Annotated in this window: 11 protein-coding genes; all 11 read left to right on the forward strand. The window is 32.4% G+C overall.

From position 1 onward, the window contains the following. Window positions 1–8 precede the first annotated feature (8 nt). The 11 genes from AACQ14_RS11165 to AACQ14_RS11215 all read left to right on the forward strand — a co-directional run bounded on the left by AACQ14_RS11165 (window position 9) and on the right by AACQ14_RS11215 (window position 12,125). On the forward strand, window positions 9–794 hold the full coding sequence (locus AACQ14_RS11165) for a DUF4430 domain-containing protein (RefSeq protein WP_339363673.1): 786 nt from the start codon (window positions 9–11) through the stop codon (window positions 792–794). Beyond that, window positions 791–1,681, forward strand: coding sequence for a CbiQ family ECF transporter T component (locus AACQ14_RS11170; RefSeq protein ID WP_339363674.1), 891 nt, complete (start codon window positions 791–793; stop codon window positions 1,679–1,681). Before AACQ14_RS11165 ends, AACQ14_RS11170 begins: the two co-directional genes overlap by 4 nt. Beyond that, window positions 1,654–4,359 (forward strand): energy-coupling factor transporter ATPase, encoded by a 2,706-nt coding sequence (locus AACQ14_RS11175; protein WP_339363675.1) that lies wholly within the window; start codon window positions 1,654–1,656, stop codon window positions 4,357–4,359. The genes AACQ14_RS11170 and AACQ14_RS11175 overlap by 28 nt, the downstream gene beginning before the upstream one ends. Window positions 4,360–4,813: 454 nt before the next feature. Beyond that, a complete protein-coding gene (locus tag AACQ14_RS11180; protein WP_339363676.1) occupies window positions 4,814–5,548 on the forward strand; it encodes an ABC transporter ATP-binding protein in 735 nt (244 codons plus the stop codon). Then, on the forward strand, window positions 5,535–6,284 hold the full coding sequence (locus AACQ14_RS11185) for an ABC transporter permease (protein WP_339363677.1): 750 nt from the start codon (window positions 5,535–5,537) through the stop codon (window positions 6,282–6,284). The genes AACQ14_RS11180 and AACQ14_RS11185 overlap by 14 nt, the downstream gene beginning before the upstream one ends. 41 nt (window positions 6,285–6,325) lie before the next feature. Beyond that, a complete protein-coding gene (locus tag AACQ14_RS11190; RefSeq protein WP_339363678.1) occupies window positions 6,326–7,153 on the forward strand; it encodes a MerR family transcriptional regulator in 828 nt (275 codons plus the stop codon). Between the two features lie 82 nt (window positions 7,154–7,235). After that, window positions 7,236–8,267 carry a LacI family DNA-binding transcriptional regulator gene (locus AACQ14_RS11195; protein WP_339363679.1) on the forward strand — a complete coding sequence of 344 codons (1,032 nt, stop codon included), beginning with the start codon at window positions 7,236–7,238 and terminating at the stop codon, window positions 8,265–8,267. Window positions 8,268–8,332: 65 nt separating this feature from the next. After that, window positions 8,333–9,412, forward strand: a complete 1,080-nt coding sequence (locus AACQ14_RS11200) for a Gfo/Idh/MocA family protein (RefSeq protein ID WP_339363680.1) — start codon at window positions 8,333–8,335, stop codon at window positions 9,410–9,412. A gap of 17 nt (window positions 9,413–9,429) precedes the next feature. Then, entirely contained in the window at window positions 9,430–10,311 is an 882-nt protein-coding gene (locus tag AACQ14_RS11205) for a sugar phosphate isomerase/epimerase family protein (RefSeq protein ID WP_339363681.1), read from the forward strand. Between the two features lie 17 nt (window positions 10,312–10,328). Further along, entirely contained in the window at window positions 10,329–11,084 is a 756-nt protein-coding gene (locus AACQ14_RS11210) for a sugar phosphate isomerase/epimerase family protein (protein ID WP_339363682.1), read from the forward strand. A gap of 21 nt (window positions 11,085–11,105) precedes the next feature. Beyond that, window positions 11,106–12,125 carry a Gfo/Idh/MocA family protein gene (locus AACQ14_RS11215; RefSeq protein ID WP_339363683.1) on the forward strand — a complete coding sequence of 340 codons (1,020 nt, stop codon included), beginning with the start codon at window positions 11,106–11,108 and terminating at the stop codon, window positions 12,123–12,125. Window positions 12,126–12,137 lie beyond the last annotated feature (12 nt).

Consider the following 12,137-nt stretch of genomic DNA (forward strand, 5'->3'; position numbering starts at 1 on the left):
TATTAAGAATGAAGTTAAACAAAACTAAAGTAATTGTATTTTTTATAATTATTGCTGTACTTGCTATCTCTTTTTGGTGGGGGGGAAATGCCCCTGGTTTACAAGGATGGAATGTATCTACTGATAATTCCAAAGAATTGGAATCACGTCCTGGTGGTTTAAAAGGTTCTTTGACAGCAGAGGAAAAAATAAGTCTTGTAGAAGAATTAACTAATTGTTCTTCTCCAGGAGTTGAAAAAGGTGATACTGATTATTCTGTTTCCTTAGGAATGAAGATTGATGAGGATACAGGCAAAGATAAATATCTTACAGATCCTGTACCTGAAGGAAAACCTGTACCTATAGAACCGCAAAACGTAGAAATAACTGATAAGGAGCTTACCTGCACAATGTCAGTACGCTGTGATACTATATTAAATAATATCAATTGGCTTGATAGGGAAAAGGTTGAACTTGTACCAGAGGATGGAATAATTTTTCAACAGGAAAATGTCACTTTCTATGAAGGAGAAAGTGTTTTTAATGTATTAATCAGAGAGATGAAGAAGAACAAGATACACATGGAGTTCGTTAATACTCCTATGTATAATAGTGCTTATGTTGAAGGTATAAACAATCTTTATGAATTTGATTGTGGTGAATTATCAGGGTGGATGTATAAAGTCAATGATTGGTTTCCAAACTATGGCTGCAGTCGCTATCAGTTAAAAGAGGGAGATGTAATAGAATGGGTATATACTTGTAATCTAGGAGTAGATGTAGGTGGATATTTAGCGTTGGGAGCAGATTCATGAGGAGTGCTTTTGAAGGATATCATCCTATTGTAAATTTTGCCTACTTTACCTTTGTATTTATCTATTCAATGATTTTTATGCATCCTCTTTGTCTTGCCATTTCATTGGGATGCGGATTTTCATATTCAGTGACACTTATAGGAAAAAAAGCTATACGTTTTAATCTACTATATCTTTTACCTATGATGATAATAGCTGCGTTGATTAATCCAGCATTCAACCATGAGGGCGTGACTATACTTACTTATCTAGACAGTGGGAACCCTCTTACACTAGAATCAATTACATTTGGTATCGCCGCATCTGTTATGCTTGCATCTGTAGTTTGCTGGTTCAGTTGTTATAATGTTATTATGACATCTGACAAGTTCATATATTTGTTTGGTAGAGTAATACCCGCATTATCTCTTGTTTTATCCATGGTACTTAGATTTGTACCTAGATTTAAGGCACAGCTTAAGATAATATCTAACGGACAAAAATGTATAGGAAGAGATATATCAAAAGGTAATATCATCAATAGAGCTAAATATGGAATAAAAATTTTATCAATCATGATTACTTGGGCATTGGAGAATGCTATTGAAACAGCCGACTCCATGAAAACACGTGGTTATGGACTTAATGGAAGAACAGCTTTTTCCATCTATTATTTTGATAGGAGAGATAAAAAAGCGTTGATTATTATTGGTGGAACAGGGGTATATGTGCTTATAGGTTCTTTACTTGGTGGAGTTTATTTTCGGTATTTTCCAAGTATGAAGAGTGTAGATATAACACCTTATTCTATAAGTGTTTTTACAGCTTATCTAATACTCTGTATATCACCAATAGTAATAGAAAGTTGGGAGAATAGAAGATGGAAGTTATTACAATCAAAGATTTAACCTTTACATATCCAAGAGTAAGTAATCCAGCATTAAATGATATTAATCTTTCAATAAAACAAGGTGAATTTATAACTATATGCGGTAAATCAGGATGTGGTAAGACTACTTTGCTTAGACATCTAAGATCTACTCTTATGCCATGTGGTACAAGCGAAGGTGAGGTTTATTACGAAAACACACCACTTGATAATCTCTCTCAAAGACAGCAGACAGAGAGAATAGGTTTTGTAAGGCAATCACCAGATAATCAGATTGTTACTGATAAGGTGTGGCATGAACTTGCTTTTGGACTAGAGAGTCTTGGTTATAGAACACCTGAAATAAGAGGAAGAGTATCAGAAATGGCATCTTTTTTTGGTATACAGACTTGGTTTCATAAAAAGGTGACAGAGCTCTCAGGTGGGCAAAAACAGTTACTTAATTTAGCTTCTGTCATGGTTATGCAGCCATCTGTAATTATACTAGACGAACCTACTAGTCAGCTTGACCCTATAGCTGCAACAGATTTCTTAGAAACCATAAAAAAGATTAACCGAGAATTAGGAACTACTGTAATACTTACAGAACATCGTTTAGAAGATGCACTTCCAATCTCAGACCGTGTGATTGTCATGGATAATGGTAGTGTTATTGTGGATGATACTCCAAAAATGGCAGGGAAGAAACTAAAAGAGTTGAATCACGATATGTTTATTGCTATGCCTACACCTATGAAAATCTATGCAGAAATAAACAATGATTTGGCATGTCCTATTACCGTACGTGATGGACGAAACTGGATTAATGAATATGCAAAGAACCACATAATAGATGAAAATATAATAGTTAAAGATAATATCAATGATAATAAAAACTATATCATAAAAATGGATGAGGTTTGGTTTCGCTATGAAAAAGAACTGCCAGATATAATAAAAGGGTTGTCCATTAACATATGCGAAGGCGAACTTTTTGCAATAGTAGGTGGAAATGGTACAGGTAAAACTACTACCCTATCTATCATAAATGGAATATTAGAGCCTTATAGAGGTACTGTAAAAATATATAAGGATTCAATTATAAATAATAAAAAGGAAGCACGTTCATTTAATTTTATTGGAGTCCTTCCACAAAATCCTCAGTCATTATTTGTCAAGAAAACTGTAGAACTGGATTTATATGAAATGCTTTCAGGAAGAAAAATTCCAAAAGAAGAACAAAAAAATATGGTAGATACTGTATCAGAGTTATGTGAGCTGAAAAGTCTTTTACATATGCATCCATATGATTTATCAGGGGGAGAACAACAAAGAGCAACTCTGGCAAAAGTATTACTTCTGAGACCTAAGATTCTATTGCTTGATGAACCAACCAAGGGTCTTGATGGGCATTTCAAGGTAAAATTTGCAGATATACTTAAGAAATTACAAGGAGACGGTATAACAATAGTTATGGTATCCCATGATATTGAATTTTGTGCAGGATATGCCAGTCGCTGTGCCATGTTTTTTGATGGACGAATTACAAGTATTGATACACCAAGAGCTTTTTTTTGCGGTAAGAATTTTTACACTACTGCCGCTAATCGTATGTCAAGAACGATTCTACCAAAAGCAATTCTTGTAGAAGATGTTATTCTAGCCTGTGGCGGTAAAATACACACTAATGATTCATCAAGCATAAGAGATGAAATTATGTGTTCAAAGGTAAATGATGAAGTATCTAGTCATAATCAAGAAACTAAAATAACTAAATTTGACAGAAATAAATATAAGTCCATATGTAAAATAACACCCAAACGTATAACAATAGCCGTTGTAGGGTTAACAGCATTTATATTAACCACTATTTTCCTATGGAATAAATATAATGATTGGAAAAACTATCTAGTTCAATTTCTACTAGTTTCTGAACTTGCAATAACCCTTACAGCTATAATCCCAGGAAAAGACCTAGATGCTCCTGATTTCTCTATACAGGATACAAAAGGAAAACGAAAATTAACAAAAAGAACTATTATAGCTATGGTTATGGTACTTATAGCAGTACCTCTAACCATATATTGCGGTGTGTTTTTCTTAGGAGACAGAAAATATTACTTTATAAGCCTAGTGATATTATTAGAAACAATGCTGCCATTTTTATTCGTATTTGAGAGCAAAAAACCTAAAGCAAGAGAAATCATTATCATTGCTGTCCTTTGTGCTATTGGTGTAGCTGGCAGAGCTGCATTTTTTATGCTTCCTCAGTTTAAACCAGTCATAGCTATAGTTATTATATCTGGTGTATGCTTTGGCGGTGAAACAGGTTTTCTGGTAGGAGCTGTTACAGCGTTTGCCTCAAATATGATGTTCGGTCAAGGAACATGGACACCTTGGCAGATGTTTGCCTTTGGCATAGCAGGATTCCTCGCAGGAATATTATTCCGTAAAGGACTCCTAAGAAAAAGACGTAACTCACTATGTATATTTGGAGCACTCACTACGTTTTTTGTCTGCGGGTTTATATTAGATACCGGCTCAGCACTAATGTGGCAAGCAAAACCCACTATAAAAAGCATGATGACTTATTATACAACAGGTATTCCCTTCAACATTATTCATGCCACAGCAACCTCTTTCTTTCTATGGTTTGCATCAGAACCAATGATTGAGAAATTAGACCGAATAAAAATAAAATATGGACTTATCAATTGAAAATTTAAATACTGGTCTTTATGGTTTCACATAACGACCTCTGAATAGCCAATAGTTGGTGTACAACAGAAGAAAAAGTATTTTGCAAAAACCACGTCAGAACAAAACACTTTTTCTGACTTGCATTAGAAACTCAAGAATATCCTCTTATTTGATATATACTAACTAATATGATAATATTATTCCATCTTGAACAACATGTTCTGGTTTTTCAGATTCTATGTAGTGGAGTAGGAATAATACTTATTATACCAGTGACAGCTTTGATAACTTCCTAGATTTTATTTAACGATAAATAAGTAAGAATGAAAAGAACGAAAGTCTTTGATTCCTAATTAGAATTAAGGACTTTTTTTATTGTATTTATATAAAATAAAATGAAGTTTACTATTGACTTTAACCTTAGGGAAAGGTATAGACTTTTACAAGTAATAAATGAAAGGAGGAAATATATGTGGATAATATTATACTATCAGTAAATGGCTTAACTAAGAATTATAAAAATATCTGTGCTATAAAAAATTTAACTTTATCAGTAGAGAGAGGAAAGATTTTTGGACTCCTTGGTCCAAATGGTGCAGGAAAATCAACAACTATTGAGTGCATACTGAGAACAAAAAAGTATAATAAAGGTAGTGTTGAAATCTTAGGAATGAATATGGAAGAATCAAAAAAAGAAATATGTAAAGAAATAGGTGTTCAGTTTCAAGCTGATTTTTTCCCAGATCGAATCAAAGTTGGAGAAATGTGTGAAATGATGGCCTCTCTTTACAAGGAAACAGTTAATTGGAAATCTTTGCTTGGTAAATTTGGACTTGGTGATAAGATAAAGCAAGATATATCAAAGCTATCAGGTGGAGAAAGACAAAAATTATCTGTCTTCATTGCTCTAATTAATCAACCGAAACTTGTTTTTCTAGATGAATTGACAACGGGATTAGATCCAAGAGCTAGAAGAGAAGTATGGAGATTACTGAAAAATTTGCAAAAAGAAGGGTTAACTATTTTTCTTACATCTCATTATATGGATGAAGTAGAAGCGTTATGTGATGAAGTATTAATAATTAATAATGGACAAAGTGTAATAGTTGGGACTCCAGATGGAATAGTTGAAAAATCAGGAATGACAAACCTTGAAGAAGCATATCTGTATTACATTGGAGAGGAGAATGAATATGAAAGCATTTAGAACTTTTCTTACGACAGAGTTAAAATTAGCAATTAGAGAATTTTCTGGAATATTTTTTGCTATAATTCTACCTGTGGGAATTATGTTGTTAATTGGAACTTTATATGGCAATAAAACTGTTGCTGAGAACTCTAATATAACCTTAATTCAACAAGTTGTACCAGCTGTTCTCACAATAGGAATATGCGCTTCTGGCTTAATGGGGATTCCTATTACTGTATCAGGTTATAGAGAAAAGAAAATACTGAAAAGATTTCAAATAACACCAACTACACCTTTACTTCTACTAGGGGTACAATTTACGGCAAATCTAATTATTGCGTTGGTATCATCAACACTTGTACTAATTACTGGTATAGTTGTTTTTGGATATCATATGGTAGGAAATTTCTTTTACTTTCTATTAATGTATTTAGTGATTACTTTTGCCATATATTCATTAGGGATTTTTATTGCTAGTGTATCTAATTCAGTTAAGACTGCAAATTTACTATGTAATCTAATTTATTTCCCCATGCTTTTTCTATCAGGTGCAACAATTCCATATGAAATTATGCCAAAAGCATTGAAAAGTATTTCAAATGTTATGCCGTTGACACAAGGAATCAAAGTATTAAAAGGTGTATCATTAGGTAATCCAGTATCAGATTATTTGGGTAAGATTACATTCTTGTTTATTGTGGGGGTAATATGTATTATTATATCTATAAAGACATTTCGTTATGATTATAGATAATAGTATAATAATTGGATGGTTATTTAGAAGAGGTGAGTTAAATGTATCAGATTGGATTATTTTCTAAGATGAATCATATTACAACGAAAACGTTACGTCACTATGATGAAATTGGATTGTTAAAACCTGCTTATATTGATGATTTTACTGGGTACCGCTATTATTCAAGTGAGCAATTACCCAGATTGAATAAGATATTTGCTCTAAAACAAATAGGTATAAGTTTATCTGAAATTATGGAGATTATAGATGAAACAAAGGGTGTTGAGGTTTTTCTAAAACTCAAAGAAAAGGAATTGGAAAATAAAATAAGGAAAGAACGGGAAATGTTGCTTAACATAAGAAATTATCAGAAAAGAATAAGAGGTGAATTGGTCATGAAGTACGATCCAGTAATAAAGTCATTGCCAGAGGTAATTGTTGCATCCATGCGTATCGTTGCGCCAAGCTATGATTATTATTTTAAAATAATACCTGAGATGGGTAAGGAAATGGAAAGATTAGGAGCAGTATGTGCTATGCCTGAATATTGTTTCAATCTATATCATGATGGAGAGTACAAGGAAAGTAACATAGATGTGGAAGTGTGTGAGACAGTTGAAGATTTTTGCAAGGATTCTGATATACTGAAATTCAAAAAAATCAATGCTGTGGAAAATGCAATATGCGTTTTACACAAAGGTCCTTACTTATATTTACGTGAAATATATAACTATGCATATGAATGGATTAAAGATAATGGATACGAGCCAATTGGACTTCCTAGGGAATCTTACATTGATGGTAAATGGAATAAGGATGATGAAAATGAATGGCTTACAGAAATTCAGATTCCAATAAATAGAGTTCAAATGAATAATGACAACTAAATAATTAAATATTATTGACAGGTGTAAATTGATACAGTATAATAAAAATATATAAAATAATTATGAATCAGGTGAATGGGCTATGAAAAAACTTAAACGTGTAACTAGTATGGATGTTGCCAAAGAAGCTGGAGTATCAAGAGCAACAGTTTCTTACATCTTAAATGATGTTCAAGGAGTCAGCATAAAGGAGACGACAAAAAAGAAAGTTATACAGGCAGCAAAAAAGTTAGGCTATTACCCTGATTCTATGGCAGTAGCACTAAAAACCAATAAGGCGATGTCTATAGGTATTGTTTCCAAGAGAAATATATCTGAACAAAGGTATATCAAATTCTTGGATGGTGTTAAATCTGCCATAGGTGATAACTATAGCATTATATTATGTTCAGACCATGTAGATAATTTTGGATATCCAGAGTATTATAGTTACTATAAACGTAAAAAAATAGATGGTATCCTTTTCTTATCATTTCAAGAACATCTAGCAGAAGAGAAAATAGATGATTATTTACATATGTCCGTAGAAGAAAATATACCTATAGTATTTGCTGATTATCATTTAAATAATCAGATGGTAAATTGTGTAGATATTAATTACTATCATGGTGCATATATGGCAGCAAGCTATTTGATAAAAAATGGGCAAAAAGAGATAATTTATTTGACACCTGATTTTGATACAGAACAAGAGCAACAACGTAGAAAAGGGGTAGAAGATGCTGTCAATGAGCATAAGGGAATTAAATTAATTAAAACCCCTATTTCAACAGATAATGATAAAGAAATTGAGGCAGTCATTAAGATTCTAAGTAAAAAAGATGAATATTCTGCAATAATAACTTCTTGGAGTAAAATGGCATATACAGTATTGTATCAGGCTCAACAGCTTAATATAAGTATCCCTGATGAAATATCAGTTATTGCACTTGCAGGTTCTAATTTTGATGTTTATACGTATCCAAGACTAACTACATGCAATCTGCCTTTATTTGAATTGGGTCAAAAAAGTGCGGAAAGATTAATGAATATGTTAACAGATGCAAATACGTTGCCGCTTAATATTACGTTACCTTGTAAACTGAAGGAAAGAGATTCTACTAAAGGCATATAATTTTTTTAGTTAATAACTTACACGTGTAAATAAGTGTAAGTAAAATATAAATGGAGGTATTCATAATGAAAAAAGTTAAAATAGGTATTGTAGGAACAGGATATACCATTGGTATAGCAAAACAACATGTCAAGGCTTATAATGCAAATGAAAAATGTGAACTTGTAGCTTTGTTCGACAAAGTTGAAGGAAGAGCACAGGACTGGGCAAAAAAGCAGGAGCTTAAGAATATCACTATATGTAAAACATATGAAGAAATGCTTGATATGGTAGATGCAGTAAGTATTTGTACATCTAACGATGCTCATGGAGAGTTATCCATTAAAGCTTTGGAATCAGGGGTTCATGTGCTTTGCGAGAAACCAATGAGTTCTGAAATCAGCTATGCAAGAGAGATGGTGGAATGTGCCAAAAAACATCCTGAATTGGTAAATATGATAGGTTTCTGTTATAGAGGTATTCCAGCAATAAAATTTATGAAATCTATAATAGACCAAGGGAAATTGGGAAAAATATATGGTTTCAGACAATGTCTTGGTGGAGGAAGAATTGCTAATAAGACAGGTGTAATGCTTGAGTGGAGAATGCAGAAGAAATATTCTGGTACAGGAGCTTTAGCTGATTTTGGATCTCATATGATTGACATAGTAGATTATTTATTGAAAGATACAGAAGGTCCAGTAAAAGAAGTAACAGCTATTTCAACAATTTCTATCCCGGAAAGAAAGAAAATTGATGAAGAAGGTATGGGAGCAGTAACCAACGATGATACAACCATTTTTACTGCTAAGCTTAATAATGGTGCAATTGGAACTTTCTATTCAAGCAGATTAGGCACTAGGGGGCATGTCCTTGAAATAATTGGAGAAGGAGGTATGCTCATCTATGAACATGAAGATAATGAATTGATAGTTAACTTGAAGGAAAAAGATGGGGGTTACAATGGTAAAAAAGAAGAAGTTGTAGCTGTTCCAGATGAGTTCTTAGAAGAATCCAAGTTCCATGAAGAGATAAATGAATTTATCGATAATATTATAAATAATAAACAGTCTGAAAGAGATTTTGCTAGAGGACTTTACATTCAGGAATTATTAGAAGCATTAAAAGAATCAGCTGATAACAAAAAAACAGTTATCCTTGACTAATAGAAAGGAGAATTATTATGAAAGTAGGATTAATCACTAATAGCTTGGCTTGGGCTGGAATGAAAGATTTAAAAGAAATAAGTAATTGGGCTTGTGATAATGGATTTAAGGATCTGGAAGTTGGGCCAACTATTGAACTTGATGAAAAGATCTTTTCAGATATAAAAGAAGAAGGGAAAATTGATATATCTGCCTTAATCTACTGTAGAAATTTTCTTGACGAAGAGAATAATATAGGTGATGAGCATAAGAAACAATTGATTAGACGTATAGAATTTGCAGGAAAACTAGGGATCGAGAAAGTAATATGCTCAACAGGGGTTACCAAGGATGCCTACTATGGTGCAAGATTCAATCCTGAAAAAAGTGTAGAAGCTGTTACAGAATGGTTAAAAGAACTAGCAGAATACGCAGAAAGAAATAACGTAAAAATAGCAATAGAGAACTGCCCAATGATGGGTAACATAGCTATATCACCATATATGTGGGATATACTATTTGATAAAGTTGATTCAGATAAAATAGGATTAGCATTTGATCCATCACATATGATTTGGCAGTTTATGAGTCCTTATGAGAACATAATCAAATATAGAAGTAAGATATTCCATTTTCATGGAAAAGATACAGAAATACTATATGATAATCTTAAAAAAGTTGGTATCCTACATAATATTACTGAAGAAACCAATTTCTTTGAACATCAGTGGTGGAGACATCGTCTAGTTGGTCTTGGAGATATTGATTGGAATAAAATTGTAGCTAATCTATATGAAATAGATTATGAAGGTACAATAAGTATTGAACATGAGGACCCAGTTTGGGAAGGAACTCTTGATAAAGTTGAAAAAGGATTAATACGAGCTAAGAATCATATTGAAAGATTCATTGAAGGTTAATTAAGGAGGAAAGTCATATGAAATTAGGTTGTCATGCTGTATTATTCAAAGAAAAAATAAAAGAAGACACAGAAAATACAATAAAGTTATTATCAAGTACAGGTTTTAAAGGGTCAGAAATCGGATCAAGATTTTTTGGAACTGACGATAAAAAGTATTTACTTAATATATTAGATAGATATAACTATCAAGTAACTGGTATGCATATTGGTTCACCATTAGAAGAATGGGATATTAATAGTGAAGAGACAACTAATAAAATACTTAAGGTAGCTGAGTTTGTTAAAGATATGCCTAATAAAAATGTAATCATGTCAACAAAAAGATTTTCAGGTACAGAAGAACAGCTTATAAAAGCGGCTAAAAATATTAACAATGCAGCAATAAAATGCCAAGAGATGGGAGTAAAATTAAATCTCCATAATCATATTTGGGAATTTGAAAATGATGGATACATTTTTAAAAATTTAGTAGAATACGCTCCTAATCTGAATCTTGGTCTGGATCTAGGATGGGTCTATGCTTCTGGATTTAATCCAATAGAAGTTGTAGAGAATCATGCTAACAGAATAAGTTATGTTCATCTAAGGGATATTAATGAAAACAATGAATTTGTTGATTTGGGAGAAGGAATAATTGATTTTAATAAATTGTTGAAAGTACTTAGAAATACATTAGGTGAAGATGGCTGGGCTGTAGTTGAATACGAACATGGGGAACAGGACATTAATAGATATATAAGAGCTTACAATTTTTTAGAAAAACAAATGTAATATAATATAAAGGGTGATTTTATGGGTAAATTGAAAATTGCAATTATAGGCTGTGGAAGAATATCAGTTGTCTATAAAGAAGCATTCAAAAACTTAAGTGACAGGATTGAAGTTAGATTTGCAGTTGATAAAGTATTAGATAGAGCTGAAAGTTTTGCAAAAGAATTTGAACAATGCTCTTTTTCTGATAGAATAGAAGACCTCCTTGAAGAAGATCTTGATGTTGTTCATATATGTACTCCTCATTTCTTGCATAAGGAACAGATAATTAAATGTCTAGATAAAGGAATCCACGTTCTTACAGAAAAACCTTTAGCGATAACACTACAAGATGCAGATGCCATAATAGAAGCTGCAAATAGTTCAGGAAAAAAATTCGGAGTTATATTCCAAAACAGATATATTGAAGGTGTTGTCAAGGCTAAAAAGTTAATAGACAGCGGGGAAATGGGTAAAGTATTAGGAGCTTGGTCATCACTTACATGGTGGCGTCCACCTTCTTACTATGAATGTGATTGGAAAGGAAGCTGGGAAAAAGAAGGCGGCGGTGTTTTGATAGACCAAGCCATTCATAGTATTGATTTAGTGCAACACTTGGTTGGTAGCAAAGTTAAATGGATTAAAGGTCAGATAGATAACAGAGTGTTGAAGAGTGTTGAAGTAGAGGATGTTGCAAGTGCAGCCATAGGTTTTGAAAATGGTTGTATATATTCACTCTTTGCTACTAACTATTATACGAAGAGTTCTCCTATTCAAATTGAGATAATGTGTGAAAACGGAATCATCAATATAAAAGGATTTGATGTTACTATAGAAAAAGATGGTGAAACAACTACTATAGAGCACAATGATAAAATTGAGTCAGGTGGACAAGGTTATTGGGGTATATATCATTATTATCAAATAAAGGAGTTTTATGATAATGTTATAGAAGATACACCTGTCAAGGTCACAGGATACGAAGGTAAGAAAGCTCTTGAAATTGTATTAGGTGTTTATGAATCTGCTAAAAAGTCTATAAAATTGGAAATCAATAATTAATAAATAAAAGCT

The organism is Vallitalea maricola (assembly GCF_036985595.1).
In the GTDB taxonomy this organism is placed as follows: Bacteria; Bacillota; Clostridia; order Lachnospirales; family Vallitaleaceae; genus Vallitalea; species Vallitalea maricola.

What these genes read in the sequence shown, in the direction of transcription:
- AACQ14_RS11165 (WP_339363673.1), top strand. Translation starts at nt 9, where the DNA reads ATGAAGTTAAACAAAACTAAAGTAATTGTATTTTTTATAATTATTGCT.
- AACQ14_RS11205 (WP_339363681.1), top strand. Translation starts at nt 9,430, where the DNA reads ATGAAAGTAGGATTAATCACTAATAGCTTGGCTTGGGCTGGAATGAAA.
- AACQ14_RS11175 (WP_339363675.1), top strand. Translation starts at nt 1,654, where the DNA reads ATGGAAGTTATTACAATCAAAGATTTAACCTTTACATATCCAAGAGTA.
- AACQ14_RS11215 (WP_339363683.1), top strand. Translation starts at nt 11,106, where the DNA reads ATGGGTAAATTGAAAATTGCAATTATAGGCTGTGGAAGAATATCAGTT.
- AACQ14_RS11210 (WP_339363682.1), top strand. Translation starts at nt 10,329, where the DNA reads ATGAAATTAGGTTGTCATGCTGTATTATTCAAAGAAAAAATAAAAGAA.
- AACQ14_RS11185 (WP_339363677.1), top strand. Translation starts at nt 5,535, where the DNA reads ATGAAAGCATTTAGAACTTTTCTTACGACAGAGTTAAAATTAGCAATT.
- AACQ14_RS11200 (WP_339363680.1), top strand. Translation starts at nt 8,333, where the DNA reads ATGAAAAAAGTTAAAATAGGTATTGTAGGAACAGGATATACCATTGGT.
- AACQ14_RS11195 (WP_339363679.1), top strand. Translation starts at nt 7,236, where the DNA reads ATGAAAAAACTTAAACGTGTAACTAGTATGGATGTTGCCAAAGAAGCT.
- AACQ14_RS11170 (WP_339363674.1), top strand. Translation starts at nt 791, where the DNA reads ATGAGGAGTGCTTTTGAAGGATATCATCCTATTGTAAATTTTGCCTAC.
- AACQ14_RS11190 (WP_339363678.1), top strand. Translation starts at nt 6,326, where the DNA reads ATGTATCAGATTGGATTATTTTCTAAGATGAATCATATTACAACGAAA.